The sequence below is a fragment of the Massilia sp. S19_KUP03_FR1 genome, assembly GCF_036688685.1.
GTDB lineage: Bacteria > Pseudomonadota > Gammaproteobacteria > Burkholderiales > Burkholderiaceae_D > JALYUM01.
Window position 1 is genome coordinate 65617 of record NZ_JAQQPS010000007.1, and the last position, 24331, is coordinate 89947.

At 65.4% G+C, this 24331-nt stretch carries 22 protein-coding genes; 6 read left to right on the plus strand and 16 right to left on the minus strand.

Features of this window, described 5'->3' with window-relative positions:
* Positions 1 to 33 precede the first annotated feature (33 nt).
* On the plus strand, positions 34 to 1212 hold the full coding sequence (locus tag V6M87_RS09530; RefSeq protein ID WP_332876378.1) for a DUF1565 domain-containing protein: 1179 nt from the start codon (positions 34 to 36) through the stop codon (positions 1210 to 1212).
* A gap of 110 nt (positions 1213 to 1322) precedes the next feature.
* Positions 1323 to 1961 (plus strand): 1-acyl-sn-glycerol-3-phosphate acyltransferase, encoded by a 639-nt coding sequence (locus V6M87_RS09535; protein WP_332876379.1) that lies wholly within the window; start codon positions 1323 to 1325, stop codon positions 1959 to 1961.
* Here the strand turns inward: V6M87_RS09535 and V6M87_RS09540 are convergent, their stop codons facing one another.
* From V6M87_RS09540 to V6M87_RS09595, 12 genes are all read right to left on the minus strand, one after another.
* A complete protein-coding gene (locus tag V6M87_RS09540; RefSeq protein ID WP_332876380.1) occupies positions 1962 to 2150 on the minus strand; it encodes a hypothetical protein in 189 nt (62 codons plus the stop codon).
* A complete protein-coding gene (gene ureG, locus V6M87_RS09545; RefSeq protein ID WP_332876381.1) occupies positions 2147 to 2764 on the minus strand; it encodes an urease accessory protein UreG in 618 nt (205 codons plus the stop codon). Before ureG ends, V6M87_RS09540 begins: the two co-directional genes overlap by 4 nt.
* A gap of 16 nt (positions 2765 to 2780) precedes the next feature.
* Positions 2781 to 3446, minus strand: a complete 666-nt coding sequence (locus V6M87_RS09550; RefSeq protein ID WP_332876382.1) for an urease accessory protein UreF — start codon at positions 3444 to 3446, stop codon at positions 2781 to 2783.
* Positions 3443 to 3946 (minus strand): urease accessory protein UreE, encoded by a 504-nt coding sequence (ureE, locus tag V6M87_RS09555; RefSeq protein ID WP_332876383.1) that lies wholly within the window; start codon positions 3944 to 3946, stop codon positions 3443 to 3445. The genes V6M87_RS09550 and ureE overlap by 4 nt, the downstream gene beginning before the upstream one ends.
* Positions 3947 to 5647, minus strand: coding sequence for an urease subunit alpha (gene ureC, locus V6M87_RS09560; RefSeq protein ID WP_332876384.1), 1701 nt, complete (start codon positions 5645 to 5647; stop codon positions 3947 to 3949).
* Position 5648: 1 nt separating this feature from the next.
* Positions 5649 to 5975, minus strand: coding sequence for an urease subunit beta (locus tag V6M87_RS09565; protein ID WP_332876385.1), 327 nt, complete (start codon positions 5973 to 5975; stop codon positions 5649 to 5651).
* An 8-nt stretch (positions 5976 to 5983) separates the two neighbouring features.
* Positions 5984 to 6286, minus strand: coding sequence for an urease subunit gamma (gene ureA, locus V6M87_RS09570; protein ID WP_332876386.1), 303 nt, complete (start codon positions 6284 to 6286; stop codon positions 5984 to 5986).
* A 9-nt stretch (positions 6287 to 6295) separates the two neighbouring features.
* Entirely contained in the window at positions 6296 to 7132 is an 837-nt protein-coding gene (locus tag V6M87_RS09575) for an urease accessory protein UreD (RefSeq protein ID WP_332876387.1), read from the minus strand.
* 63 nt (positions 7133 to 7195) lie between these two features.
* A complete protein-coding gene (locus V6M87_RS09580; RefSeq protein WP_332876388.1) occupies positions 7196 to 7891 on the minus strand; it encodes an NnrU family protein in 696 nt (231 codons plus the stop codon).
* A gap of 21 nt (positions 7892 to 7912) precedes the next feature.
* Entirely contained in the window at positions 7913 to 9676 is a 1764-nt protein-coding gene (locus V6M87_RS09585) for a DUF1302 domain-containing protein (RefSeq protein ID WP_332876389.1), read from the minus strand.
* Positions 9677 to 9734: 58 nt separating this feature from the next.
* Positions 9735 to 11372: a SulP family inorganic anion transporter gene (locus tag V6M87_RS09590; RefSeq protein WP_332876390.1), complete on the minus strand. Its 1638-nt coding sequence runs from the start codon at positions 11370 to 11372 to the stop codon at positions 9735 to 9737.
* Positions 11373 to 11406: 34 nt separating this feature from the next.
* The gene (locus V6M87_RS09595) at positions 11407 to 12909 is read right to left on the minus strand and encodes a GGDEF domain-containing protein (RefSeq protein WP_332876391.1); all 1503 of its coding nucleotides are present in this window, start codon (positions 12907 to 12909) and stop codon (positions 11407 to 11409) included.
* A 159-nt stretch (positions 12910 to 13068) separates the two neighbouring features.
* On the opposite strand from V6M87_RS09595, the gene V6M87_RS09600 reads away from it, so the two are divergent.
* Genes V6M87_RS09600 through V6M87_RS09610 form a run of 3 tightly spaced genes read left to right on the plus strand, consistent with a single transcriptional unit; the run spans position 13069 to position 15152 of the window.
* On the plus strand, positions 13069 to 14004 hold the full coding sequence (locus V6M87_RS09600) for an SDR family oxidoreductase (RefSeq protein ID WP_332876392.1): 936 nt from the start codon (positions 13069 to 13071) through the stop codon (positions 14002 to 14004).
* A 7-nt stretch (positions 14005 to 14011) separates the two neighbouring features.
* Positions 14012 to 14917, plus strand: a complete 906-nt coding sequence (ku, locus tag V6M87_RS09605; RefSeq protein ID WP_332876393.1) for a non-homologous end joining protein Ku — start codon at positions 14012 to 14014, stop codon at positions 14915 to 14917.
* 1 nt (position 14918) lies between these two features.
* A complete protein-coding gene (locus V6M87_RS09610) occupies positions 14919 to 15152 on the plus strand; it encodes a hypothetical protein (protein ID WP_332876394.1) in 234 nt (77 codons plus the stop codon).
* Here the strand turns inward: V6M87_RS09610 and ligD are convergent.
* Positions 15149 to 17638, minus strand: a complete 2490-nt coding sequence (gene ligD / locus V6M87_RS09615; RefSeq protein WP_332876395.1) for a DNA ligase D — start codon at positions 17636 to 17638, stop codon at positions 15149 to 15151. The genes V6M87_RS09610 and ligD overlap by 4 nt on opposite strands.
* Before the next feature lie 207 nt (positions 17639 to 17845).
* Between ligD and V6M87_RS09620 the strand changes: the two genes are divergently transcribed.
* Positions 17846 to 18148 (plus strand): hypothetical protein, encoded by a 303-nt coding sequence (locus V6M87_RS09620; RefSeq protein ID WP_332876396.1) that lies wholly within the window; start codon positions 17846 to 17848, stop codon positions 18146 to 18148.
* Positions 18149 to 18204: 56 nt separating this feature from the next.
* On the opposite strand, the gene V6M87_RS09625 is transcribed toward V6M87_RS09620, so the two are convergent.
* Genes V6M87_RS09625 through V6M87_RS09635 form a run of 3 tightly spaced genes read right to left on the minus strand, consistent with a single transcriptional unit; the run spans position 18205 to position 24237 of the window.
* Complete coding sequence (locus tag V6M87_RS09625) at positions 18205 to 19149, minus strand: D-2-hydroxyacid dehydrogenase (protein WP_332876397.1); 945 nt, start codon at positions 19147 to 19149, stop codon at positions 18205 to 18207.
* A gap of 10 nt (positions 19150 to 19159) precedes the next feature.
* Positions 19160 to 20305 carry an alpha-hydroxy acid oxidase gene (locus V6M87_RS09630; protein ID WP_332876398.1) on the minus strand — a complete coding sequence of 382 codons (1146 nt, stop codon included), beginning with the start codon at positions 20303 to 20305 and terminating at the stop codon, positions 19160 to 19162.
* 14 nt (positions 20306 to 20319) lie between these two features.
* Positions 20320 to 24237, minus strand: a complete 3918-nt coding sequence (locus tag V6M87_RS09635; RefSeq protein ID WP_332876399.1) for a sensor histidine kinase — start codon at positions 24235 to 24237, stop codon at positions 20320 to 20322.
* Between the last annotated feature and the right edge of the window lie 94 nt (positions 24238 to 24331).

The following is a 24331-nucleotide window of genomic DNA, read 5'->3' on the forward strand; positions in this document are numbered from 1 at the left end:
ACTTCCCCAATCATTTCACGCGAGGAATTGACCATGAAACGCAGCCCGACACTGTCCTTTGCCCTCCCCCTGGTAACGCTGTGCCTTCTGGCCGCCGCCTGCGGGGCGCGCGACAGCGCGCCCGGCGCGCCCGTCTACAACGTGCCCGTGATGATGGTGACGCATCTGTATGTGGCGCCGAACGGGCGCGACACCAATACCGGCAGCGAGACTTCGCCGTTCCTGACCATCGGCCGCGCCGCGCAGGCGGCCATGCCCGGCACCATCGTGCACGTGGCGCCCGGCGTCTACGAAGGCGGCTTCAAGACACAAACCTCCGGCAGCATCACGCCGGGCGGACGCATCACCTACCAGTCGACAGTGCGCTGGGGCGCCAGAATCGTACCGCCCAACGAGCCGGCCGAGGCCACCAGCGCCATCGCCTGGGATAACCGCGGCAACTACGTCGACATCGTCGGTTTCGAGATCGATGGCAGCCGCTACCAGGGTGGCATCAAGTGGACAACCGGGATCTACAGCGGCGGCTCCTACAACACGATTGCCCACAACCACGTGCACCACATCGCCACCAACGTGCCGTGCACCAGCGCCGGTGGCTCCGGCATCGGCGTCGACAGCTACTACCGCGGCATCAAGTCCGACGTCATCGGCAACAGCGTGCACGACATTGGCCCGGCCGGCTGTCGCTTCATCCAGGGCATTTATATCAACACCCCCGGCACGGTGCGCAACAACATCGTCTACCGCGTGGCGGAAGCCGGCATCCACCTGTGGCACGACGCCAACAATGTCATCATCGTCAACAACACGGTGGCGGCGTCGAACACGGGCATTGTCGTCGGCGGCGGCGACTATTACTACACCAAGGGCCCGAACGACCATACCTATGTCTTCAACAACATCGTGTTCGACAACAAGATGGGCATTTTCGAGCAGGGCGCGACCGGCAAAAACAATCGCTACCGCAACAACCTGGTGTTCCAGAACAAGAACGCCGACTGGAACCTGCTCAACGGCCTCGAACACGAGGGCACGGTGGCCGAAGCGCCCGGTTTCCTCGCCTACAGCCGCAGCGGCACGCCGGATTTTCGCCTGAGCGCTAATTCCCCGGCCATCGGCAAAGGGCTGGCCAGCCAGGCCGACCCGGTGGATTTTCTCGGCAAGCCGCGCAGCACGCAGACCGGCATCGACCTGGGCGCGTTGCAACATTGAGTATGCCAGTTGCATGGATGGCACTTGTCGCTACCCGCCCTTCGCTATAAAATCCTCCGTTTATTTCTATGACGCATCTATTGTGCGCACAGAAACGTTACGGAGATGTCATGAACGACGATCACTTGCTGCACCCGGCCAGCCTGCCAACCTGGGGCCAGCGCACTGCGCTGCGCGTGCTGCAGCTGCTCGGCTGGCGTATGCGCTTCCGCCCGCTGCCGGGGCCGCACGGCATCGCCGTGGTGTATCCGCACACCTCGAACCTGGATTTTTTCATCGGCCTGCTGTGCAAGTGGTCGATGGGCCTGCCGTTTCGCTGGCTGGCCAAGGCATCGCTGTTTCGCGGCCCGACCGGCGCCCTGATGCGCTACTGGGGCGGGCTGCCGGTGGAGCGGCGCGGCGCCCCGACCGGCGCCACCGAGCGCCTGGCGGCACGCATCCACAGCGCCGACTGGATGTGGATCGTCATCACGCCGGAAGGCTCGCGCGCGCGCCAGCCACACTGGAAGAGCGGCTTCTATCACCTGGCGCTGGCGGCCAAGGTGCCGCTGCTGCTGATCGCGCTCGATTTCAGCAAAAAAGAAATCCGCTTCGTCGACCATCTGCAGCTGACCGGCGACCAGGCCGTGGACATGGCGGCCATCGCCGCAGTCTATCAGGGCGCGACCGGGCTGTACCCGGACCAGGCCGGCCCAATTACGCTGGCGCCGCCGCGCGCCGCCGATGCACCGGAGCGGCGCCGGGCGTGATCAGCGCTTGCGGCCTTTTCTCTTGCTGTGCCAGCTCGCCAGCACCAGCACCAGGCCGCTGAAGATCACAAACAGCACCAGCGCCACCGGATGGTCGAGCGCCACGATGCCGTGCAAACCGTCGTGGCCGGGATGCGCCATGGCGGGCGCGCCAGTCAAGCCGGCGCCAATCGCGACAATTTTCTTCATGCTTCCTGCTCCATCAAGCCCTGCGTCCGGATAAAGGCGACCACGGCGGCGACACCCTCGCCGCTGCGCAGGTTGGTGAAAATGAACGGCCGCTCGCCGCGCTGGCGCTTGGCATCGGCCGCCATCACGGCCAGGTCGGCACCCACGTGCGGCGCCAGGTCGGTCTTGTTGATGATCAGGAGGTCCGAGCGCGTGATGCCGGGGCCGCCCTTCCTCGGGATTTTTTCGCCGCCGGCCACGTCGATCACGTACAGCGTCAGGTCGGACAGCTCAGGGCTGAAGGTGGCCGCCAGGTTGTCGCCGCCAGACTCCACCAGCACCATTTCCAGGTCCGGAAAATCGGCCTGCAGGCGCGCGATGGCTTCCAGGTTGATCGACGCATCTTCGCGAATGGCCGTGTGCGGGCAGCCGCCCGTTTCCACGCCCATCAGGCGCTCGGGCGCCAGCGCTTCGGCGCGCAGCAAAATTTCCATGTCTTCGCGCGTGTAGATGTCGTTGGTGATGACGGCCATGTCGACCGAGTCGCGCATGGCGCGGCACAGGTGTTCGCACAGGGCCGTTTTGCCGGAGCCGACCGGGCCGCCGATACCGACGCGCAGGGGATTACTGGTCATAAGGTTGCTCTCATTTCTAGGAACGATACAGGCGGCCGTGCTGCACTTCGTGCTGCATCGACAGCATCGACAGGCCGGGCGCCCAGTTGGACAAATCCTCGTCAGCGAGGCTGCGGGCAAGCGCTGCGGCCTGCTCCAGATCGGGGCACAGCGACAGCAGCAGGCGCTGGCCCGCCACCTGCCCCAGCGGGATCGATTTGACGCACACCAGCACCTGGTTTTCGGCCCAGCCGAACAGCCAGGCCAGCAAGGCGTCGGCCGGCGCGATGCCAAGGCCGGCGACGGCGCAGGCAAACGCGGTCGGCAGGGCCACTTCATCGCCCAGCATCGCGACGTCGGCGACGCCGAGTTCGGCAATCAGGCGCACCAGCGAATAACCCATCTGGATGCTTTCGGCGCGCAATTCGAAGGTGTCGCGCGAGGCGATGAAACGCTCGCTCCAGAGTGCCACCGCATCCTGGTCGGCGCATGAAAACGCTTCCATCAGGCGCCACAGCAGGGGTGCGTCCCAGGTCGCCATCACGTGCTGCAGGTAGTCGGCGATCCATGCGCGCGCGCTGGACGCGTCCGTGACCAGGCCTTGCTCGATGGCCGCTTCCAGCCCCTGCGAATAGCTGTAGCCGCCGATCGGCAGCGCCGGGCTGGCAAACTGCAACAGGTGCAGCAGCGCGGCCGCGTTCACGCCGGGTCGCCCGGACGGTGGATTTTCTGGCGCAGCGGCACCGGCGCCAGCAGCGAGCGTTCACCGTGATGGTGGCCGCCACCCGCATACGCGCCCTGCTCCGGCTCGAACGGGGCGTCTTCCTCGGTCACGCTGGCGCCCAGGCCTTCCACCATGTCGCGCAGGACCTTGTCGACCCGGATGCGCAGCAGGTCGACGCCAATGGCGACCGGGGTGTGCCGGTTGCCCAGGTGGTAGGCGCAGCGCACCAGCGTGAGCGCGTCCCGGCAGCGGATCGCGTAGGTCGGCTCGAGCGCGGCCACGACGCGCACCACCTTTTGTTCCGGGCCAGTCAACAGGTCGCCGTCGCGCAGCACGGTGCCGCGCACCATGAACAGCGCGGCTTCTGCGCCGGACGCGAGGCGCACGCGCAGGCGGCATTTTTCACGGCGATCGTAGTCGAGTACGAGGGTGTCGTCGACGGCCACTGCCTGTTCCAGCTTGGTATGAAGGGTCAGCATCTAGAATAAAAAGTAGCGTTGGGCGAGGGGCAGCACAGACGCCGCTTCGCAGACCAGCAACTGGCCGTCGGCGCGCACCTCATAGGTTTCAGGATCGACTTCCATGTGCGGCGTGGCGCCGTTGTGGACCATGTCGTGCTTGCGCAGCGTGCGCATATTGCGCACCGGGATCAGCGTTTTCGTCAGGCCGAGCTTGCGGCCAATATCCGCATCAAATGCAGCCTGCGAGACGAAGGTGAACGATTTTTTCAGGCCGCCGCCGAAGGCGCCGAACATCATCCGGTAGTGCACCGGCTGCGGCGTCGGGATCGATGCATTCGGGTCGCCCATCTGGGCCGCGGCGATCATGCCGCCCTTGACGATCATGGACGGTTTCACGCCGAAGAAGGCCGGCTTCCACAGCACGATGTCGGCGATTTTACCCACCTCGAGCGAGCCGACCACGTGCGCAATGCCGTGCGTGATGGCCGGGTTGATGGTGTACTTGGCAATGTAGCGCTTGACCCGAAAATTGTCGCTGCGTTCCGAGTCGGGCGCCAGCGGCCCGCGTTGCGCCTTCATCTTGTGCGCGGTCTGCCAGGTGCGCATGATGGTCTCGCCCACACGGCCCATGGCCTGCGAATCGGACGACATCATCGAGATCGCGCCCAGGTCATGCAGGATATCTTCGGCGGCGATGGTTTCGCGCCGGATGCGCGACTCGGCAAACGCCACGTCTTCGGCAATCGCCGCGTCGAGGTGGTGGCAGACCATCAGCATGTCGAGATGTTCGTCGAGCGTGTTGACGGTGAACGGGCGGGTCGGATTGGTCGACGACGGCAGTACGTTGCTTTGCCCGACTGCGGCGATGATGTCCGGCGCGTGGCCGCCGCCGGCGCCCTCGGTGTGAAACGTGTGAATGGTGCGGTCCTTGAAGGCGGCCAGCGTGCTCTCCAAAAAGCCGGCTTCGTTGAGCGTGTCCGAGTGCAGCGCGACCTGCACGTCCATCGCATCGGCGACCGCCAGGCAGTTGTCGATGGCGGCCGGCGTGCTGCCCCAGTCTTCATGCAGTTTCAGGCCGATGGCGCCGGCCAGCACCTGCTCTTCGAGCGGATGCGGCAGGCTGACGTTGCCCTTGCCGAAAAACCCCAGGTTCATCGGGAAGGCGTCGGCCGCGCCCAGCATCGAATGGATATGCCACGGGCCGGGGGTGCAGGTGGTGGCGGCGGTGCCGACTGCCGGTCCGGTGCCGCCGCCCAGCATGGTCGTCACGCCGCTCATCAAGGCTTCCTCAATTTGCTGCGGACAAATGAAATGGATGTGGGTATCGATGCCGCCGGCGGTCACGATCATGCCTTCGCCGGCGATGATCTCGGTGGCGCCGCCAATCGCCATCGTCACGCCCGGCTGGATGTCCGGGTTGCCGGCCTTGCCGATGCCGGCAATCAGGCCATTCTTGATGCCGATGTCGGCCTTGACGATGCCCCAGTGGTCGACGATGACGGCATTCGTGATGACCGTGTCCATCACGTCGGCGTGGGAACGCTGCGACTGGCCCATGCCGTCGCGGATGACTTTGCCGCCGCCGAATTTGACTTCCTCGCCGTAGATGGCGTAGTCCTTTTCGATCTCGATGACGAGGCCGGTGTCGGCCAGGCGGATGCGGTCGCCCGTGGTCGGGCCGTACATGTCCGCGTAGGCGCGGCGCGTGATGATGGCCATCTCAGGATTCCTTCACGGGAGGCAAGGCCCCCATTACCAGACTGTTAAAACCGAACACCTTGCGCTCGCCGCCGAGGGCGACCAGGGTCACCGTGCGCTGCTGGCCGGGTTCGAAGCGCACAGCAGTGCCGGCGGCGATATCGAGGCGCATGCCCAGCGCCAGTGCACGATCAAATATCAGCGCGGTGTTGACTTCGTAAAAATGGTAATGCGAGCCGACCTGCACCGGCCGGTCGCCGCTGTTGGCCACCACCACGGTGACGCTGGTGCGGCCGACGTTGATCTCGATATCGCCATCTTCCAACAGGTATTCGCCGGGAATGTGCATGGCAGCCTTTACGGAATCGGGTGGTGGACGGTGACCAGCTTGGTCCCGTCCGGGAAGGTCGCTTCGACCTGAATATCCGGAATCATCTCGGGCACGCCGTCCATGACGTCGGCGCGCGTCAGGATGGCCGCACCCTCGCTCATGAGTTCAGCGACGCTGCGGCCATCGCGCGCGCCTTCCATGATGGCGCAGGTGATCAGCGCCACGGCTTCGGGGTAATTCAGTTTCAGGCCGCGCGCGCGGCGCCGCTCGGCCAGCAGGCCGGCGGTAAAAATGAGCAGCTTGTCTTTTTCGCGCGGGGTCAGGTCCATCGTCCTCTTTCAGGTTTGCCAGATGCGCGGCATTGGCGCCGCACAGCCCAGCAGGTGGGGCCGCAGCTGCTGCCACACGCGCACCAGGGCGTGGCGCGCGGTTTCGCTGTCGTCGCCCAGGTAGCGTGCCACCAGCACCGATTTCATGTACGTGATGCCGAGCGCCGGGTCGAGCGCACGCAGGCTGGCCAGCAAGGCGGCCGGCAGCGGCGGGCCGACCGCGATCAAGGTCGCGCAGACGCTCCTGCCGTTCAGGCCGAAGCGGCTGGCAATGGCAGCAGGGGTGATCACGCCCTGCTCCCACCACACCAGCTTTGCTCCCCGCCGGATGCGGATGTGCTGGCGCACCGCGCCGCTGATAAAGCGCTCGTGCGCGGCGCGCCGCCCGAAGCACAGGATCTCGCTGCCGATGTAGCGCGCGCCTTCGGCCAGCGCCACCTCGTGGTGCAGGTCGACCCGGGCGGCATCGTAAAAAATACTTTCTTGCGGCATCCATTCGCAGGCGCCGCCCGCGCCCACGGCGATGGTCACGCGCTGGCTCGACACCTTGCCGTTGGCGCGGTACCACTTGGCGGCGCCGGGCGTGGTCAGGAAAGCGTGAGCGCCGTCGGCGGCATCGACGGCGATGGCCAGCTGGTCGCCACCGACCACGCCCCCAGGCGGGTGCAGCATGATCGCGTGGCAAATGCCCGGGCCTTCCGGATACAGCGGCTTCTGCACGCGCAGCGGTCCACGGTGGGTCCGTTCGACCAGGCGGGTGGTGTCGCCATCGCGCGCAAAACCCAGCCGCAGCGACGCTTGCCAGGGCGCGGCGGCGGTTGGATGGGCATGTGAGCAATCAGGCATGCTTTCTGTAGAGCAGGATGCGTGCCAGCCCAATCTGGCCAGGTATGCACCGCATTGGTGCGCTTAAATGTGCAGCCAGCGCCAGATGCCGGCTGGCCAGCCCGCCAGCGGAAGATGCGCCCAGGTCGCCAGCAACCACACCACCACCCCGCCGCCAAGCGCATGGGCGCCAAACTTGCCGACCTTGGCGCGGCCCTGCGCGATTGCCGCGAACGGCCAGTAACTGGTGCGCGCTTCCCATGCCGGCCAGCCTTGCGGATCGAGGCCTTCCTTCTTGCGGTCCTGCATGGCCGCGCCCACCAGCGCCAGCACGATGATCGCCACCGCCACCACGATATTTTTCGGCACCGGATAGACCAGGATGTGGCACACGCCCCAGATCGCAAACGCCCACATCATGGGATGGCGCGTGATCGCGAAGACGCCCTGCGCCTGGGCGGTGGCAGCGCTGGCGGCCGCGCCGGGCAGCGCCGGGTTGCGCACCAGCGAGCCAATCAGCAGGATCGACGCCACCAGCATGGCCACCGTCGCGATGCCCCAGATCACGTCACCCACCGGCCACAGGGCGGTGCTGGCCGGGGCCCGGGTATAGCTCCAGCTGATCGACCAGAGCGTGACAGCCGCCACCAGCGAGTACAGGCCCAGGAAGCCGGTTTCGCCGAGGACGCCCACCAGCGGTTTTCGCAAAGGATGCGACAGCAGGAAATGGGTGCCGACAAATGCGCCGGCGGCAGCTGCCACTGTGAGTGTATCGATCATCCGGGTGTCTCCAGGTTCGTTTCAAAATTTGATGCCGGCGGCCAGCGCCAGCGTATCGCGGTCGCTCAGGGGATTGTAGTCGCCACCCCACACCGGCAGCCAGGCAATCTCGAACAGATAGCGCTGGCGGTACTCCAGCCGCACGCCCAGGTTGAGTGTCTTGCGTCCCTGGTTGAGCAGGAAATCGTTCGACCAGCCTCTGACGTCGTGCACGAAGGCGGCGCTGGCGGAAGCGGCCAGGCCGGGCATCAAGTCGGGTGCAACTGCGGGCCAGCGCGCCTCCACGCGCAGGCGGTAGCCCCAGGCATCGCTGCTGACATACCCGGCCTGGGTGCACTGCCGGGCCGGGTTGGCGGTGGTGACGGTGCACACGCCGAACACCGGCCCCACGCCGAACAGGTCGGCGCGGCCATAGCGGCGCAGCGCGGGGTCGGGCAAGCCGATCGCATGCTTGGCCACCACCTCGAGCGTCGCGGACAGCGGCGTGGCGCCGACTTTTCCGTCCTGCTGCACGCCAATTTGCAGCTGCGCGCTCGGGTGCAGGTCGTAGCCATGAAAGATGCCACCGGGCGCCACGGCATCGGCCGCCACCCGCAGCAGCGCGGGCGCGCTGGGGCTGAGGAACGGCGGCAGCGCATCGCCGGGCGCCAGCATGAACGGCGCGCGCGGGCGGTACGACAGCTCACCGAACACCGTGGTGTCGCCCTGCTTGCGGGCTACGGTGAGCGCCGAGAGCGCGATGTTGTCGGGGTATTCGGTGAGGAAGGCCATGTTCTTGCCGTCCGGGTCGCCCGGCACGATGGGCGGACCAATGCGGCTGCTGCGGCGCAGGCCCGGCATTGGCGTGCGCCAGGTGTAACGCGCCTGGTACAGGCCAACATCCAGGCCGAAGGCCTTGAACAGCAGCGCGAGGCCGGCGTCATGCGCGCCGCTGTCCGGCGTCGGCAGGCGTTTCAGCAAGGCGCCGGTGGCCACGCGCGCGCGGTCGTTCAACACGGGCAGTCCGGACATGACGACATTGCAGCCCGGCGCCAGGTAATCGCTGACGGCCCAGAACGTGCCGCACAGGTCGAGCGTGGTGGGCTGGAAGCGCCCGCCGACAAACCCTTCCAGCGCCAGCGCCGGCGTCAACTCGAGGCGGGCAAACGCCATCGGTGACGCCACGCGCGTTTCCTGCGCCACTGCGCTGGCGCGGCGCTGCGCCGGCAAGTCGCGCGCACTGAGGGCATCGAGCCCGCCACCGACTGCGGAGCGCTCGCCCCACGCGAGGCTTTGGCGGCCGATCCGTCCCAACAGGCGCGCGCTCCCCAGGGCCACGCTCTGCTGCACCCAGGCGTCGAGCAAGGCCACGCCGCTGAACCTGGCCAGGCGCGCGGCCCCGGCGTCACCCAGGGGGACATCCGCCGTATAGCCATTCAGGCTGTTGCCCCACGGCCGGGTGCCGCGCGCGAGCGCGCCATCGTGCCAGGCCTTGACACGCACCAGCGCGCTGAAGTCGCCCTCGCGCGCGGACAGGTCGAGGTAGCCCTTGATTGCGGTCGATACCGCATCGTGGCGGCGAAAATTCAGGTTGGCGTCGTCGGCATTGCTGCCGCTGGCGCGGCCCGCCAGGCCCACCAGCGGCGCGTTCAGCGCCGTCAGCAAGTCCGGGTCGGGCGATTCGAGCCGGACCACGCTGCCGAAGGTGATGCGGCCGCTGACGCCGGTCTCGAGCGCATGCGCCTCGAGACCGGCGCCCAGTGCGCCACCCGCCAGCCAGGCGATCACCCGCCGTGTCCGCTGCATCGCCACCCCCACATGCATCAAGGACTTTGATTTATCGTAATCTTATAAGAAAAGCAGGTCAATGCGCAGCGGATAATGCTTGCGCCGCCATGGCGGTGCTGAGAAATACCTGGCCATTGAGCGTGTCGAGCAAGCTGCTGTGTTTCAGGCGATCCATCACCGGCCCCTTCACTTCGGCCAGGTGCAGCCCGATCTTGCGTGCCTTGAGACTGGTGTTCAATTCGACCAGCCCGAACAGCGCCGAGGTGTCGATCGCATTCACCGCCGACAACACCAGCACCAGATTGCGCGTGGCCGGGTGCGCGGCCAGTTCTTCGTCGATGCGTTCGCGCACCGGCTCGACGTTGGCGAAAAACAGGCCGGCGTCGATCCGCAGCAGCAGCAGTTCCGGCGTGGTGTCGGCCGCGTAGCGGGTGATATTGCGGAAGTGTTCGGTGCCCGCGATACGCCCCAGCACGGCGATGTGCGGCCGGCTGGCGCGCCAGATGATCGCGCCCATCGACAGCATCAGGCCGATGATCACCCCCGCCTCCACGCCCAGCCCCAGCACGCCGGCGGCCGTGGCCAGCAACGCCAGCGCGTCGGCGCGGTCGTAGCGCCAAGCGGTGCGCAAGGTGTCCAGGTCGAGCATGCCCAGCACGGCGACGATGATGGTGGCGGCCAGCACCGGCAGCGGCAGCAGCGCCAGCCAGCCGGTCGGCGCCACCAGCGCCAGCGCCAGCAGCGCGGCGGTGATCAGGCTGGCCAGCTGGGTGTTGGCGCCGGCAGCGAAATTCACGGCCGAGCGCGACAGGCTGCCGGTGACAGGAAAGCCGCCGGTCAGGGCCGCACCGATATTGGCCGCGCCCAGGCCGATCAGTTCCTGGTTGCTGTGCAGCTTTTCCGAGCGCTTCAAGGCCAGCGTTTGCGCACCCGACATGCTGATCAGGAACACCATGAAGCCGATCAGCAGGGCCGGCTGCACCAGCGCGCGCCAGTGGCTGGCCGAGGTGGCCAGGTTCAGGCCCGGCAGGCCGGACGGCACCGCGCCAGTGGTGTGCACGCCGAGTGCGCCGAAATCGAACAGCCAGGACAGGATGGTCGCGCCGATCACCAGCACCATCGGCGCCAGGCGCGCGCCCACGTCGGCGGCCGCAGCCGGCAAACCAGCCAGGCGCAGGCCGCGCGCGAGGAACTGGCGCGCCAGCAGCAGCAAGACCACAGCCCCCACCCCGAGGATGGCGCTGAGGGGATGCACCTGCGGGAACACGGCGCCCAGCAGCGCATCGCCCTGGCCAAGCGCGATCACGATCGACGAGCCGAGCGTAAAACCGTTCATCACGGGCCGTGAAAAGAAGTTGGCCAGAAAACCGATACGCAGCAAGCCGCAGACCAGCAGTACGACGCCGGACAGCAGCGCCAGTTGCGCCGCCAGCACCATATATAAGCCGCTGCCGGGTGCGGCCAGCGGTGCGAGCAGCGACGCCGTCATCAGCGACGTGATCGCCATCGGCCCGATCGACTGCGTCATGCTTGAACCGAACAGCGCGTACAACAGCGGCGGCACAATGCTGGCGTACAGGCCGGCCACCGGGGGCAGGCCCGCCACCATCGCGTAGGCCATGCCTTGTGGGATCATCATCATGGCGACCACGATGCCGGCGCTGATATCGCCCGGCAGCTGGGCGCGTCGGTACTGCCTCAACCATGCGAGCATGCGGTGTTCTCTTGTGCGTGAGGCCGCAACTGTATCAGGTCATCGCCAGCTCGACGCAATTTCTGCCGGCCCGCTTGGCGCGCCCTACTGCCGCGTTCACGCGCACGGTGAGCGCATCGGCACTTTCCTGCTCGCCCAGCTGGGCCACGCCGAGGCTGACGGTAAGCCGGTCGCAGCCCGGAATGGGCGTGGCGGCAATCGCCAGGCGGATCTTCTCGGCCATTTTGAGGCCATCGATGGCGCAGGTGTGGGTGGCGATAATCTGAAATTCCTCGCCGCCCGAGCGCACCAGCGTATCGGTGCCGCGCAATACCGCGTGGGTGGCGGCGGCGACGGTGCGCAGGGCCATGTCGCCGCACGGGTGGCCGTAGCGGTCGTTGATGTCCTTGAAACGGTCGATGTCAAAGCTGATCAGCGCCAGCGGCAGCGCATAACGGCGCGCGCGCCGGATTTCCTTTTCCAGCAGCGCTTCGCCATGACGCCGGTTGGCCACGCCGGTGAGCGCGTCGATGGTGCTGGCAAGCGTCACCTGCCCCATCAACTGTTCGGTTTCGCGGTTCGCCTCCGCCAGGCGCAGGCCCAGCCAGGCGCCTTGCGCGATGTCGTGGATGGCCAGCAGCGCGTCGCCCGCCAAGGGGGCGCTGCTGGCGAACATCAGCGACAAGGCGCCCAGCGGCTGGCCCGGACCGATGGCCGGAATCGGCGCCCCGACGATGGTGCCGACGCTGTGGCCGGCATTGTCGAGGTGGCCGGCTTGCAGGACCGCGTCGGCCAGCACCAGCTCGCCGCTGCGGGCGGCGGCCAGCGCCGGAAACCGCGAACGGCGCCCGAGCAGGTTGCCTTCGCTCTGCGCCAGCGCAGGGGCCAGCGTAACGGCCAAGTCAATGGCGCCAGGGCCAGCCTGCGCCGCGAGGCGCAACTGGCCCTGCGTGTCGACGGTGAACACGGCTGCGTGCACCAGGCCGGGCCAGGTCGCCAGCACGGCGCACAGGCCGGCCGCCATCTGCCCGGTTTCGTCGCTGCCGGCCAGCACGCTGAGCGCGCGGCTGCGCAGGCCCGGCAAGCCGCGCAGACTGACGTCGCATTCAGCGTGGCCGGCCGCTTCCAGCATGGCCGCAATCTGGCCATACAAGGCTTCCAGGGTGATCGGCGCCAGCGCATAGTCGCACGGACCGTGCGCCATCAGGGTGGTCAGCCAGCTGGCCCGCTCGCTCGGGCACACCAGCAAGGTGGGGCCGCCGGCGCGCAGCGCCACCAGCTGCACCATGGCGGCGCCGTCGCTGTCGCGTACGAAATCTTCCAGGTCGATGACCAGCACATGCGGCTGGCGCGCGGCGACCACGTCGATGGCTTGCAGCGGACCGTCGGCCAGCTGCACAGTATCGATCAGGTCGGCGCAGGCGGCCGCCATGGCGGCGCGGCGGCCGCTGTCGCGGCTGACAAACAAGCCGATGCGGCCCGGACGCAACGCCGGCCGGAGTTCCGAGGGAAGTTCTGTGCGGAAGTCTCCGTCCATTGCACTGGCCAGTTGGGGCATCGTTTTCTCCTGAATCTTCGTCATATACCGAGGGCAAGTTTGCCATAAATGCCCGGGGCAGGTCGAGTCGATTAACCGGATGTGTGTGGAAGCGCACCGTCGCTCCCGGCGCGCGGTGTAACCATTTGCCTATTCATTAACTCTTCAATAAGGCCCAATATGTCGATCCAGGACGATGCAGCAGACAAAGCGCGGGCCATCCAGCGCCAGCAGGACAGCAAGGACGCGGCAGTACAAACCGGCGTCGACCAGCCGGCGCCGCCGATGTCCGACCAGCACCTGGCCAAGCCCGGTATCGAAGCGGACATGCAACAACGTCCCCGCTTCATGGCCGACGCGTATCAGGGTAGCGGCAAGCTGCAGGACCAGGTGGCGATCGTGACCGGCGGTGACTCCGGCATCGGGCGCGCCGTGGCAGTGCTGTTCGCGCGCGAGGGGGCCGACGTGGCCATCATCTACCTGAACGAACACGTCGACGCCGCAGAGACAAAACGCTGCATCGAAGCCGAAGGCCGGCGCTGCATCACCATCCCGGGCGACGTCAAGGATGCCGACTTCTGCAAGCAGGCGGTGGATGGCGTGGTCGAGCGCTGGGGCAAGCTCGACGTGCTGGTCAACAATGCGGCATTCCAGGAGCATGCCTTGTCCTTGCTGGACCTCAGCGAAGAACGCTTCGATGAAACCATGCGCACGAATATCTATGGCTACTTCCACATGGCCAAGGCAGCCTTGCCGCACCTGAAACGGGGTGCGGCCATCGTCAATACCGGTTCCGTGACGGGGCTGAAAGGTTCCAAACACCTGCTCGATTATTCGTCAACCAAGGGCGCCATCCACGCCTTCACGATGTCGCTCGCCTCGAACCTGATCGACCAGGGCATCCGCGTCAACGCCGTGGCGCCGGGTCCGGTGTGGACGCCGCTTAATCCAGCCGACCAGACGCCGGAGAAGATCGCGCAATTTGGCGCCGACACCGACATGAAGCGCCCGGCCCAGCCGGAAGAATTGTCGCCGGCGTACGTGTTTCTGGCTTCGTCGGTGTGCTCGGGCTACATCACCGGCATCGTGTTGCCGGTGACCGGCTCGGTCGGTTGATCGATGAATGAAAGGGACCACGATGGTACGCAGCATGTGGAAAGGCGCCATCAGCTTCGGGCTGGTGCATATTCCGGTGGAGATGTACACCGCCGTGAGTGACAAGGCGCTCGACTTGACGATGCTGGACCGGCGCGATTTTTCGCCGGTTGGCTTCAAGCGCTACAACAAGGGCAACGACAAGGAAGTGTCGTGGGAAGACATCGTCAAAGGTTACGAATACGCCGATGGTGAATACGTCGTGCTGTCGGAAGAAGATCTGCGCCGCGCCAATCCGGAGGCCACCGGCACCATCGACATTCTCGCCTTTGTCGATGCCGGGGATGTTCCATTGATCTACTACGAGCAGCCCTACTACCTGGCGCCCGGCAAGGGCGGCGACAAGGTGTATGCGCTATTGCGCGAAACGCTCAAGAAGGCCGGCAAGATCGGCATCGCGAATGTCGTCATCCGGGTCAAGCAGCACCTGGCCGCGCTGGTGTGCGTCGACGACGCCATCACGCTGCACACGCTGCGTTATGCCGATGAAATCCGTCCCACCGACGAGCTGAAAATTCCCGGAAAAAGCAGCAAGGCCGCGACCATCACCGCCAAGGAGCTGGCGATGGCCATGGCGCTGGTCGAGGGCATGGCCGACGCATGGAAACCTGATCAGTATCGCGACACCTACCGCGAAGATATCCTGGCCCTGGTCGACAAAAAGGTCAAGGCGAAGCAGACCAGGACCATCACCATGCCGGACAAGGACAGTCCCAAGCCGGCGGCGTCGAATGTGGTCGACCTGGTGGCGCTGCTGCAGGCCAGTATCGGCAAGAAGCCGGGCACGAAGGCAGAAGTGGCACCAGCGCCGAAGCCAAAACGGGCCAGGAAGCCGGCCGCCAAGGCGGCCACAGCGCGCAAGAAAGCGGCCTGACATGGGAGACTGGATCGATTTGCTGCAATGGCCGGCCATGGCGATCACCCTGCTGGCCGGTTTTATGGTGGGCTCCAAAAAAAGCCCGAAACGCATCCTCGGGTTCTGGCTGTTCATCCTCAGTAATGCACTGTGGATTGCCTGGGGCCTGCACGATGAAGCGTGGGCGTTGATTACCCTCCAGGCAGGCTTGTTTGCAATGAATGTGCGCGGGATCGTCAAGAATGACGCTTAGGGCTTGAACCCGAGCTGCTTCATCGCCGCCGTCAGGGTTTTGGCGGCGCTGGTATAACCCGCCCACGGCGCATTGCCCTGGTCGAGGCGGGTCTGCACGTTCCTGATCGTCCACTGGTCGCCCGCCTTCAAGCCCGCCAGTTCGTCCCACGCCACCGGTACCGAAATGCCCAGGCCAGGCCGGCTACGGGCCGACCATGCACATGCGGTGGTCGACCCGCGGCCATTGCGCAGATAATCGATGTAAATTTTACCGATCCGGTTCTTCGGCCCGCTCTTGACCGAGAAGCGGTCGGGCAAGGTGATGGCCATGTGCTGCACCAGCGCCTGCGAAAAATCTTTCACGGCATCCCAGCCGAGCGTGCCCTTGATCGGCACCACGACGTGCAGCCCTTTGCCGCCACTGGTTTTCAGGAAGGCCGCGAGCCCGAGTTCATCGAGGAACGCATGCATCAGCTCGGCCGCCTGCTGGATCGTTTTCCAGTCCACGCCTTCACCCGGATCGAGGTCGAACACCATGCGGTTCGGCTTTTCGTAAGCGCGACCGGTCGCATTCTGGGTATGGAATTCGATCACATTCCACTGCGCCGCCGACAAGATCCCCTGCACGCTGGCCACTTCCAGCATGGGCGGATGGTCGGGATCGAGTGCCGCCTTCATTTGCTTGATGCCGGGCAGCTTTCCGATCTCGGCGTGCTTTTGAAAGAACAGTTCGCCGCCCACGCCCGCGGGCGCGCGTACCAGCGACACTGGCCTCCCCTTTAGATGCTCCATCGTCAGCTCGCCCACCAGCGCGTAGTAGCGAATCAGGTCGAGCTTGGTGGCGCCGCTGTCGGCATCGATGACGCGCTCGCCGTGCGTCACCTTGACATTGGACGGCAGTTTACCCGCTGGTGCGCCTGGTTCCACGGCATCCTCCACATGTTGCGGCACGTCGCGCGTGATGCCCTTGGCCAATTTGTCGAGGCGCAGGCCCTGGAACACCGGATGCCGCACTGACCCGGCGCTGGTCCATTCGGCAAAACTGACCTCGGCCACCAGCACCGGTTTCACCCAATGGTGCTTCCGGCCCGCCACTGCGCGCGGCGGAAACGGGCTGACGTCGGTTTCGAGCGGGGTCAGCTGTTCTTTCAGGTCATGCAGGGTGGCATGATTGAAACCGCTGCCCACGTTGCCGGCATATTGCAGCACGCCGTCCTTGTCATACGTGCCCAGCAGCAGCGCGCCAATGCCGCTGCGGGCGCCTTGCGGATCGGTGTAGCCCGCAATGACGAATTCCTGGCGCTGCCCGCATTTGAGTTTGATCCATTCGCGCGAGCGGCGCGACACGTAACGCGCAGCGCGCTTTTTGCCGATCACGCCTTCCAGGCCGAGCTTGCATGCCGCCACCATCAGCTCGGCCGGGTCGTGGCCGAATTCGGCGGAAAAGCGCACCTGGTCGTTGCCGGCTTTCTTGAGCACCTGCTCCAGCATCGCGCGCCGCGTTTCGAGCGGCACGTCGCGCAAATCCATGCCGTCCAAATACGGCGCATCAAACAGGAAATACACGATGTCGGCCGTATTCGCACCATCGAATGCCTGCTGCAATAAGCCGAAATCGGGCTTGCCGTGTTTGTCGTGCACGACGATTTCGCCGTCATACCAGCCGTCCGGCAATGTCATGTTCACCAGCGCAGCGTGCAATGGCGCCAGTTTATGCGTCCAGTCGTTGTCGTTGCGGGTGATTAATTTGACGGCGCCGGCTTCGACCCGCGCCAGCATCCGGTAACCGTCGAATTTCAGTTCAAAAATCCAGTCGGCCGGATTGGCGGGGGGCGCATCGACCAGCGTGGCCAACTCGGGAGAAAACGTCGCGGGCAGTGTCGCTTTCACGGCGCCGGCCGGCAGCGCGCCTTTTTTTTTCGGTTTGGCCGGCGCTGGCGCTTGATTCGCTTTGGGCAGCTGCAAATCCTTGACGCTGTCCGGCATCTCGTCGACCACCGAGAATTCGGTGGCGGGCCGCACATAATTGTCCTTCTCCTTGATCAGCAGCCACGGCGCCTGCTTCTCTCCTTTGCCCTTCATCCGCACCAGCACCCAGTTGCCGCGCATTTTATGGCCGTACAGCGTGAATTTCAGGTTGCCCGCTGCGTACGCCTTGGCGGGATCGTCCAGCGGCTCCCACGTGCCCTTATCCCAGATGATGACCTTGCCCGCGCCGTACTGTTTTTCGGGAATCGTGCCTTCAAAACTGTTATAGGCAAGCGGATGGTCTTCGACCTGGACCGCCATGCGCTTGTCGTGCGGGTCGTAACTGGGGCCTTTCGGCACCGCCCAGCTTTTCATGGTGCCGTCGAGTTCGAGCCGGAAATCGTAATGCAGGCGGCTGGCCCAGTGTTTCTGGATGACGAAGGCGCGCGCCTCGGGTGACGGCGTGCCGCCCTCGGCCGGTTCGGCGGTGATGGCGAAATTGCGTTTGGAACGGTAGGCCTTGAGCGCATCGGACATGGCGGCACCAGTTAATTATCGATCAATTAACTTTATGCGCCGAATAAGTATTCCACCGTTCGCCAATTAACCTTCGTGCCGGGGCGCGGGATGTAAGCGGATGTAATAGCCGAAAAATCGCGTCAACCGGTGCAACATGGGCCGCGTTAATGGCTCAGTACCAAGGGGATAACCCCACTTTTATCAACCACTGAAGGAATCAATACCATGAGCAAAATCATCGCTACCCTGATCGCCGGCCTGTTCGCTACTTCGGTGTTTGCTGCGCAGACCCCGGCCACCACGAGCGCTGACGCAAAAGCCAGCAAAGAAATGAGCAAGGCCGACGCGAAAGAAACCAAAGCCGTCGTCAAGGCCGACGCCAAAGCGGAAAAGAAAACCGCTGAAGCCAAAGCTGATGTCGCCGTCGCCAAAGCAGACGCTGACAAAACCAAAGCCAAAGCCCACAAAAAATCCACCAAAGAAAAAGTGGACGCCAAAGCCGACGCCGCCACTGCCGCCGCCAAGTAATTGCGCACTGTTGCGATTTGAAACGCCGTCCGGTTTGCACCGGGCGGCGTTTTTGCTTATGTCAGCTGATTGATTGGCGTCCCCGCGACAAACGCCTCGATATTATCGATGAGCATGTCCGCCAGAATTTGCTGCGCACCCGAACTGGCCCAGGCCGTATGCGGCGTGAGAATAAAATTCGGCAAGCGCAGGCGCAACAGCGGATTGTCCGGCAGCGGCGGTTCCTGGCTGAGCACATCGAAGCCGGCGCTGATTGCCCCCGTTGCCAGCACCGCGGCCAGCGCCGCCTCATCGACCAGCCCGCCGCGCGCGGTATTGATCAGTACCGCTCCCGGTTTCATCGCCGCCAGTTGCGCGGCGCCGATCATGTGGCGCGTACTGCCCGACAGCGGCAGGTGCAAGGAGATCACATCGCAACTGCGCAGCAGTGCGTCCAAGGGCAGTTGTGTCACATCGGCATCGTCGAGCTGCGAACGCGCCGTGACGCAAATATCCATGCCGAACGCGCGCCCCAGCGCTGCCACCTTGCGCCCCAGCGCACCGTAACCGACGATGCCCAGTTTGCTGCCGGCGAGGTCCATGATCGGGTGATCCAGCAGGCAAAAACGGCTCGACGCCTGCCACAGCCCGGCTTCGACATCGGCCCGGTACGCCACCAGGTTGCGCCGCAACGCCAGCATCAGGGTAAAGCAATGTTCCGGCACCGACACCAGCGAGTAGTCGCGGATGTTCGACACAACAATGCCGCGCGCGCGGCAGGCGGCCAGGTCGATATTGTCGCTGCCGGTGGCGGCCACCGCGATCATTTTCAGGTCGGGCAAGCGGGCGACGGCGTCGGCGCGCAGCGGCACTTTATTGGTGATGGCAATGCTGGCGCCCTGCAGGCGTGCCACCACGTCGGCGCCATCGGTGGCGCCATGGGTCTGCCAGTCGTGTGCAAAGGCGGGCGCGCGCACCTTGGCCAGCAGGCTGTCGCGGTCGAGAAAGACGATTTTTTCCATGGCTGCCTCGTTAGTAAGTTCCGGGCAGCAGGATATTGCTATCCACGTGGTTCACATCGCGCAGGCCGCAGAATGCCATCGTCAGGTCGAGCTCGTTACGGATGATCTCGAGACATTTGGTGACGCCCTGCTCGCCCATAGCGCCCAGGCCATATAAAAACGGCCGGCCGATGTAGACGCCTTTTGCGCCCAGCGCCAGCGCGCGGATCACGTCCTGGCCGGAGCGCACGCCGCCATCCATGTGCACTTCGATCTGCTTGCCGACCGCGTCCACGATGGCCGGCAGCGCACCGATCGACGATTGCGCGCCGTCGAGCTGGCGCCCGCCGTGGTTCGAGACGATCAGCGCGTCGGCGCCGGAATCGGCCGCCAGGTGCGCATCGAGCGGGTCCATGATGCCCTTGATGATCAGCTTGCCGCCCCATCTGCGCTTGATCCATTCCACGTCGGCCCAGGACAGGGCAGGGTCGAATTGCTGCGAGGTCCACGCTGACAGCGAACTCATGTCGGACACATCGGTCGCATGGCCAACGATGTTGCCGAACCCGCGCCGCGGCGTGCGCAAAATGTTGTAAACCCAGCGCGGTTTGGTGGCCAGGTTGAGGATGTTGGCAAGCGTGAGCTTGGGCGGCGCCGACATGCCATTACGCAGGTCCTTGTGGCGCTGACCCAGTACCTGCAAGTCGAGCGTGAGCACCAGCGCGGAACAATTCGCCGCCTTGGCGCGGTCGATCAGGCGCTCGATGAAATCGCGGTCCTTCATGACGTATAGCTGGAACCAGAATGGTTTCGTGGTATGCGCCGCCACGTCCTCGATCGAGCAGATGCTCATCGTCGACAGGGTGAACGGCACGCCGAATCGTTCGGCGGCGCGCGCGGCCAGGATTTCGCCGTCCGCGTGCTGCATGCCGGTCAGCCCGGTCGGCGCCAGCGCCACCGGCATCGCTACCTGCTGGCCGACCATCGTGCTGTGCAAGCTGCGGTCGAGCAGATTGACCGCCACACGCTGGCGAAATTTGATTTTGCCGAAGTCGGCTTCGTTGGCGCGGTAGGTCGACTCGGTCCAGGAACCGGCGTCGGCGTAATCGTAAAACATGCGCGGCACGCGTTTTTTGGCCAGCGCGCGCAGATCTTCGACGGTGGTGATGATGGTCATGCGTCTCCTTTATTTTAATTTGTTCGCTTGTGCGTCACTTCAGTGCTCAGGCGCAGCGGGACATCGAGCGTGAAGCGGGTGCCCGCGCCGGGCGTGCTGTCGACCCGGATCGCGCCGTTCAGCAAAGACGTCACAATGTTATACGCAATGTGCAAACCGAGGCCGGAGCCGCCCTGCCCCATCCGCGTGGTGAAGAACGGGTCGAAGATGCGCGCCTGGTGCTCGGGCGCGATGCCGACGCCGTTATCGCTGAACACGATCAGCACGCGGCCCGGCTCGGGCGTGCTGGCCGACAGGCGCATCGCGCCGCCCGGTGCGCTGAAACCATGCAGCAGCGCATTGCTGATGAAATTGATCAGCACTTGTCCCAGCGGCCCCGGGTAGCTGTCCATGCTGATGCCAGCCGGTATCGTCAGCACCAGGCTGTGCCCGGCCAGGCGAACCTGGTTCATCATCGTGGCGGCAATTTCGAGGCTGGCCTGGGCCAGGTCGAACGGGCGCCGCTGGGCGCTGGCCTGATCGACCGCCACCTGCTTGAAACTGTTCACCAGGTCGGCCGCCTGGTGCAGGCTGCGCATGATCAGTTGCGCGCCGTCGCGGGCAGCATCGATAAACGTCACCAGTTCCGAGCGGCGCAAGGTGCCGGCGCCAAAGCCGGCGGCGACCCGGTCGGTCTGGTGCTGCATGGTGGACGCGAGCAGCAGGCTGTTGCCGATCGGCGTGTTCAGTTCGTGCGCGACCCCGGCCACCAGCGAGCCGAGCGACGCCAGCTTTTCGTGCGCGGCCAGCTGGGTCTGGGTCTCGGTCAGGCGGCGGTAGGCGTCGGCATTGTCGAAGGCGACGCCGACGTACGCGGCCAGCGTACGCAACATGTCCAGATGGATACGCTGATAGGCGTTGGTGACGTAACTGTGCACGGTGATCACGCCCAGCACCCGCTCGCCGGCCATGATCGGCACGTACATCAGCGAGTGCGCGGTGGCGGGCAGCGTGCCGTCTTCCAGGCGCCCGATCCGGCCGCGCCCGTCGGTCAGGTCGAGGTTGTCGATGAAGTCGCCGTATTGCTGCTGCAGGTCGTTGATGAAGACCTCGCGCCGGTGTTCGATGCACCAGACCCCGAGCTGGTTCGGCTCGGACATTTTGCGTACATAAGGCCGGTAGCGCACGCCGCGCTCCATCGCGAACGGCATGTCGATCTCGCCCTTTTCCGGGCGGTACACGCCGATCCCGAAGACACTCGCATCCATCAGCTCGTTGACATGGTTGTACAGCGTGGCCATGATGGTTTCGCTGTGCAGATTGGTGGTCAGGTCGCGCCCGATTTCGGACAACAGCGAAATGTTCCGGTGCGCCACCTCGACCACTTCCTTTTGCTGTTCGACTTCGCGCTTTCTCGCCTCGGCCGATTCCTTCTGCTTGACCAGCTCGCCCGTGCGGGCGTTTACCTCGCGCTCGAGGTGGGTCTTTTGCTGCACCAGGGCGCGGATGCGCAGGTGGTAGGCCAGCAGCCCCAGCGTGATCAGCAACAACGCGGCCAGCGTACGCAGCCACCAGGTTTTCCAGATTGGCGGGGTGACCGTGACGGCCAGCGTGGCCGGCTGCGCGCTCCAGACCCCATCCTTGTTGGCGGCCTTCACCTCGAACACGTAACTGCCCGGATCGAGGTTGGTATAGCTGGCGAAACGACGCGAGGCGTCGGTCCGGACCCAGTCCGGGTCGAAGCCGCGCAGGCGGTAGGCGTAGCTGTTGCTGCTGGGGTCGGCGTAATGAAGGGCGGCAAACTCGATCGAGAACACGCTGTCGCGCGGCGCCAGCGTGACCTGCGGCGGCCCGTTGCCGGGGTCGAGCGCGCGCGGCCGGTTGGCCACCGAAAAGTCGGTGAGCACCACTTTGGGGGGGAAAGGATTGTCGCGAATGTCGAGGGGCGTGAACGACGTCATGCCGTTCACGCCGCCGAAGTACAAGGTGCCATCGTCAGCGCGCCAGGCCGATCCGACGAAGTAGGAACCGTCGATCAAACCGTCGCGCGCACTGTAATTCTTGAAGCTGCCGGTGGCCGGGTCGAGCCGGGTCAGGCCGACGGTGGTAGCGAGCCAGAGTATGCCGCGCGCGTCTTCCAGGATGGCCCCCACAGGTCCCGGCGCGTTGCCGGCCGTGATAGGAAAGGTACGAAAACGCACCGCCCCGTCCGGCGCGACATCGATCCGGCTCAGGCCGCCTGCGGTGCCGGCCCAGACCGCGCCATCGGCCGTCTGGTACAGGTCGTACACGCGGCTGTGCGCCAGGCTGCCCGGATCGCGCGGATCGTGGCGAAAATGGGTGAACGCACCACTGGCGCGGTCGAAGCGGTCCAGTCCGTTGTCGGTGCCGACCCACAGCATGCCGGCGCGGTCTTCCAGCAAGGTGAAGCCGTAGTTTTCGGCCAGGCTGTCGGGATCGTGCGGATCGTGGCGCCAGGTGCGCCGCGCCTTGCGATCCGGCGCCAGTGCGTGCAAGCCGCCGCGCGTGACGATCCACAGCGTTTTGTCGCGCCCGAGAATCATCTCCTGCACGTGGTTGCTGTTCGCATCGGGGCCCAGTGACATCGGGTGGAACACGCCGCTGTCGCCATCGCTCCAGGACACGCCGGTGGGACTGCCGACCCACAGGCGCGCGCCATCGCGCACCAGGCCCGCGACACTGTCTTCGGGCAAGGAGCCTGGCCGCTTGTCGTCGCGCCGGAACGACGCGCCGCGCCCGCTGCGCGGATCGATGTGCGACAGGCCGCCCCCCGTGGTGCCGATCCACAGCTTGCCGGCGCCGTCGCCGGTGATCACGCGTATCTTGTCCGACTGCAGGCCATCCTTCACGTCAGGATTCTGATTCAGACGATTGAAGCCGCCACTGGCAAGGTCGCTGCGGTTGACGCCGCCCCACACGGTGCCGACCCATAAGGTGCCGGTGCGGTCAACCAGGACGGAGGTGACCTGGGAGTCGGACAGGCTGTGGCGATCGAGCGCCTGGCGCGCGTAGGTGACGAACTGCCCGCTGGACGGGTCGCGCCATTTCAGGCCCTCGGTGTCGGTGCCGACCCACAGGTTGTCCCCGCTGTCGTGGTACAGCGCGCGGATACGCCCCGCGCCGATGCCCTCGGCGGCAGTCAGGCGATGCCGCTCCGGCGCCCCGCCGCCGAGGCGCCAGTGTTCCAGCCCGGCGTCCGTGCCGATCCAGAGGGTGGCGCGCGGCCCCATCGACAAGGCGACGACATGATTGCGCTTGCGCTCGGCCGCCAGCACGCCGATACGGTAATGGGTGAAATTGCGCGCGCCGGGCGCCAATTGGTCGAGCCCGTCCGCGGTGCCGACCCACAAGTTGCCTTGCGGGTCGAGCGCCAGGGCATTCACCCGGTCGTCGGCGAGGCTGAAGGGGTCGTCGGGGTCGTGCCGCCAGTTGCGGTAGCGGCCGGTGAGCGGGTCGAAGTGTTTCAGGCCATCGGCCGTGCCCAGCCAGAGGCCGCCACTGCGGTCACCCACGATCGCCAGCACCAGCTGGTTGGTTTGCAGCGCCGTGGTGGGTGCCGGGTAGCGCAGGAAGGTTTGGGTCGCGCTGTCGAAGCGGGTCAGGCCGCCCTTGGTGCCGAACCACATGCGCCCCTGGTCATCCTCGTACGAGGCCATCACGAAGTTGTCGACCAGGCTGGACGGATCGGCCGGATCGTTGCGGAAGACCTTGACCTTGTAGCCGTCGTATCGGTTCAGGCCGGCCTGGCTGCCGATCCAGATATACCCGTCCCGGTCCTGCCGGACCGTATGGACCGACTCTTGCGACAAACCCTGCTCGACGCCCAGGCGTTCAAAGCGCAGGCTGCGCGGCGCGGCGGCCGCATGCAGGCTCCAGGCTGCTATTCCCAGCAACAGCACCGCATGGGCTACACCAAGCAGCCACGACTTCATGAAACCCTGCATACACAACCGTTTCTCCGACCCAGATTGCTTAATTTACCAGATGGCGCAGAGCCGGTGGCAGCTGATCGGCCGCGCGGTTTGA

Excerpts from the sequence above, each read along its gene's own strand:
- V6M87_RS09530 (WP_332876378.1), top strand. The coding sequence starts at position 34 with ATGAAACGCAGCCCGACACTGTCCTTTGCCCTCCCCCTGGTAACGCTG.
- V6M87_RS09535 (WP_332876379.1), top strand. The coding sequence starts at position 1,323 with ATGAACGACGATCACTTGCTGCACCCGGCCAGCCTGCCAACCTGGGGC.
- V6M87_RS09540 (WP_332876380.1), bottom strand. The coding sequence starts at position 2,150 with ATGAAGAAAATTGTCGCGATTGGCGCCGGCTTGACTGGCGCGCCCGCC.
- ureG (WP_332876381.1), bottom strand. The coding sequence starts at position 2,764 with ATGACCAGTAATCCCCTGCGCGTCGGTATCGGCGGCCCGGTCGGCTCC.
- ureE (WP_332876383.1), bottom strand. The coding sequence starts at position 3,946 with ATGCTGACCCTTCATACCAAGCTGGAACAGGCAGTGGCCGTCGACGAC.
- ureC (WP_332876384.1), bottom strand. The coding sequence starts at position 5,647 with ATGGCCATCATCACGCGCCGCGCCTACGCGGACATGTACGGCCCGACC.
- V6M87_RS09565 (WP_332876385.1), bottom strand. The coding sequence starts at position 5,975 with ATGCACATTCCCGGCGAATACCTGTTGGAAGATGGCGATATCGAGATC.
- ureA (WP_332876386.1), bottom strand. The coding sequence starts at position 6,286 with ATGGACCTGACCCCGCGCGAAAAAGACAAGCTGCTCATTTTTACCGCC.
- V6M87_RS09575 (WP_332876387.1), bottom strand. The coding sequence starts at position 7,132 with ATGCCTGATTGCTCACATGCCCATCCAACCGCCGCCGCGCCCTGGCAA.
- V6M87_RS09580 (WP_332876388.1), bottom strand. The coding sequence starts at position 7,891 with ATGATCGATACACTCACAGTGGCAGCTGCCGCCGGCGCATTTGTCGGC.
- V6M87_RS09585 (WP_332876389.1), bottom strand. The coding sequence starts at position 9,676 with ATGCAGCGGACACGGCGGGTGATCGCCTGGCTGGCGGGTGGCGCACTG.
- V6M87_RS09590 (WP_332876390.1), bottom strand. The coding sequence starts at position 11,372 with ATGCTCGCATGGTTGAGGCAGTACCGACGCGCCCAGCTGCCGGGCGAT.
- V6M87_RS09595 (WP_332876391.1), bottom strand. The coding sequence starts at position 12,909 with ATGCCCCAACTGGCCAGTGCAATGGACGGAGACTTCCGCACAGAACTT.
- V6M87_RS09600 (WP_332876392.1), top strand. The coding sequence starts at position 13,069 with ATGTCGATCCAGGACGATGCAGCAGACAAAGCGCGGGCCATCCAGCGC.
- ku (WP_332876393.1), top strand. The coding sequence starts at position 14,012 with ATGAAAGGGACCACGATGGTACGCAGCATGTGGAAAGGCGCCATCAGC.
- V6M87_RS09610 (WP_332876394.1), top strand. The coding sequence starts at position 14,919 with ATGGGAGACTGGATCGATTTGCTGCAATGGCCGGCCATGGCGATCACC.
- ligD (WP_332876395.1), bottom strand. The coding sequence starts at position 17,638 with ATGTCCGATGCGCTCAAGGCCTACCGTTCCAAACGCAATTTCGCCATC.
- V6M87_RS09620 (WP_332876396.1), top strand. The coding sequence starts at position 17,846 with ATGAGCAAAATCATCGCTACCCTGATCGCCGGCCTGTTCGCTACTTCG.
- V6M87_RS09625 (WP_332876397.1), bottom strand. The coding sequence starts at position 19,149 with ATGGAAAAAATCGTCTTTCTCGACCGCGACAGCCTGCTGGCCAAGGTG.
- V6M87_RS09630 (WP_332876398.1), bottom strand. The coding sequence starts at position 20,305 with ATGACCATCATCACCACCGTCGAAGATCTGCGCGCGCTGGCCAAAAAA.
- V6M87_RS09635 (WP_332876399.1), bottom strand. The coding sequence starts at position 24,237 with ATGAAGTCGTGGCTGCTTGGTGTAGCCCATGCGGTGCTGTTGCTGGGA.